Origin of the sequence: Peribacillus saganii, from assembly GCF_003429095.1 — a bacterium.
Classification (GTDB): domain Bacteria; phylum Bacillota; class Bacilli; order Bacillales; family DSM-1321; genus Peribacillus; species Peribacillus saganii.
The window spans coordinates 1-1,780 of record NZ_QVTE01000069.1 but is presented as its reverse complement, the minus strand read 5'-3'; the positions used below and the strand labels follow the sequence as shown (position 1 = coordinate 1,780).

Sequence of the window (1,780 nt, the reverse complement as noted above, 5' to 3'; positions counted from 1 at the left end):
CTCCCTCTATAAATGTTGATTTATCAACGGTTTGACCCGTTGGTGGAGTGTCAAAAAAATATTTTTCGACACGAATCCTAATAAAATTTTCATATTATGTCAAACTATTCCAATTTATGGGTACGCTACGCGGTCACTACTGGATAATGATGGTAGGTAGTGATTTGGAATTATACGATGCACAATGGATCTCTGCGTAGCTTATGAGGACGTACCCTCCCATGTCTCTGGGCATCTAAGTGCCTACATTCCTTCGTTCGGTCTAGTCATAAGGCAGAGGCTAGCGAAGCTCCTTTAGGGACTCGAGGTCGGATGGAAAAAATATTGCCAGCTTCTCCGTGTCATCCTGTTGTCTAGGTCTGTAAGGGGATGTAGAACTTTACATAGCCTCTGCGAGACTAGGAATATCCTTCATCATTCGCTGTGCGTCAAAAGCTTTGTGCTTTGTACTTATTCCATGTAAGACTTTTAGTAGTTTTCCGCATAGAACCACAATAGATTGCTTCTTCCGTAACGGGTTAACCTTACGGTTAGTGTAATATTCATGCAGCTTTCGAAAGGCTTCATTATGGCGAACCATTGGCATCATCACTCTGAAAAGAAGGGCACGAAGCTTTCTTCTTCCCCGTTTGGAGATATGTTTTTGCCCTTTGTGCTGGCCGGAGGAGTTTTCACGTAAAGTTAATCCCGCAAGTTTAATGATTTGGCGTGGATCTTCATAGTGTGAAAAACTACCGATTTCAGCCAACAAATCAACGATTGTGGTATCGCCAAGTCCCTGAACCGTGGAGAGCCATTCGTACTCTACAGATGTTTGTACTAGCTCAACTAATTGCTGTGTAATACTTTCAATTTCTTGTTCTAACTGGTTGTAACGGCGGACGAGTGTGGCAATTTCAATACGGGCCATCTCACGCCCCTCTGTTACTCCGATGGAGTTAGCAGCGACTTCAATGAGACGAATTGCTTTCGGTCTTTGTGGAGATTTTAGCCCCTCAACCTTACGGTAAAGAGATAAAACCTCATCTGGGTGTTTCTGGTGAAGATCACTTGGAATTGGCGTACATTCAAGTACAGCCATGGCCATCTTTCCGAATGAAGGAAACACCTGAGTGAACTCTGGAAAATAGCGATCCAACCAGCGAATCATCATGTTTTTGACAGCTCCTAATTCCTCTGTCAACTTACTTCTAAATGTTGACCCAACACGAAGTTCCGCCTCAATGTCTTTCAAGATACGTGGATAACTGAAGCGTCCATCTTTTATGAGGCGAGCGATCACCAACGCATCTTTGCGGTCATGTTTGGTTGGTAAATTGTCGTCCAACTCTTTTGAGCGCTTGACGTGCATAGGGTTAGCCATTGCGAGGGGAATGCCTCGTTCTTCAAGGAAATAGGCTAAATTGAGCCAGTAATGGCCAGTAGGTTCAATCCCTACGATGACTTCTGTTTTTTCGTGTTCTTTCATCGCAGTCAGAATACGATGATAAAAATGCTGGAAACCATCATTAGACTGTAATACAGAGAATGATTTTTGGAGCACCCGCCCACGATCATCTACAAAGCAGGCGAAATGTTTTCGCTTCGCAATGTCGATTCCGACAACGAGTGTTTTTTCGGTAACTTGATTTATTTTTTGGTTTTGTATAAAATCCATATGGAGTCCTCCTTGGTTATCAAATTAGGGGTCATTTCGCGCTACGATTTGACACCCCGCATCATACCAAGAGGGCTCTTTTTGTTCAAGTCCCCGAAAATCCTTCTAACAGGAATGCTCCTT

1 protein-coding gene is annotated in these 1,780 nt (G+C 43.3%); it reads right to left on the bottom strand.

Annotated features, from left to right (window positions below):
* Nucleotides 1-379 precede the first annotated feature (379 nt).
* Entirely contained in the window at nucleotides 380-1,657 is a 1,278-nt protein-coding gene (locus D0469_RS20130) for an IS110 family RNA-guided transposase (protein ID WP_117328506.1), read from the bottom strand.
* Nucleotides 1,658-1,780 lie beyond the last annotated feature (123 nt).

What these genes read in the sequence shown, in the direction of transcription:
- D0469_RS20130 (WP_117328506.1), bottom strand. Translation starts at nt 1,657, where the DNA reads ATGGATTTTATACAAAACCAAAAAATAAATCAAGTTACCGAAAAAACA.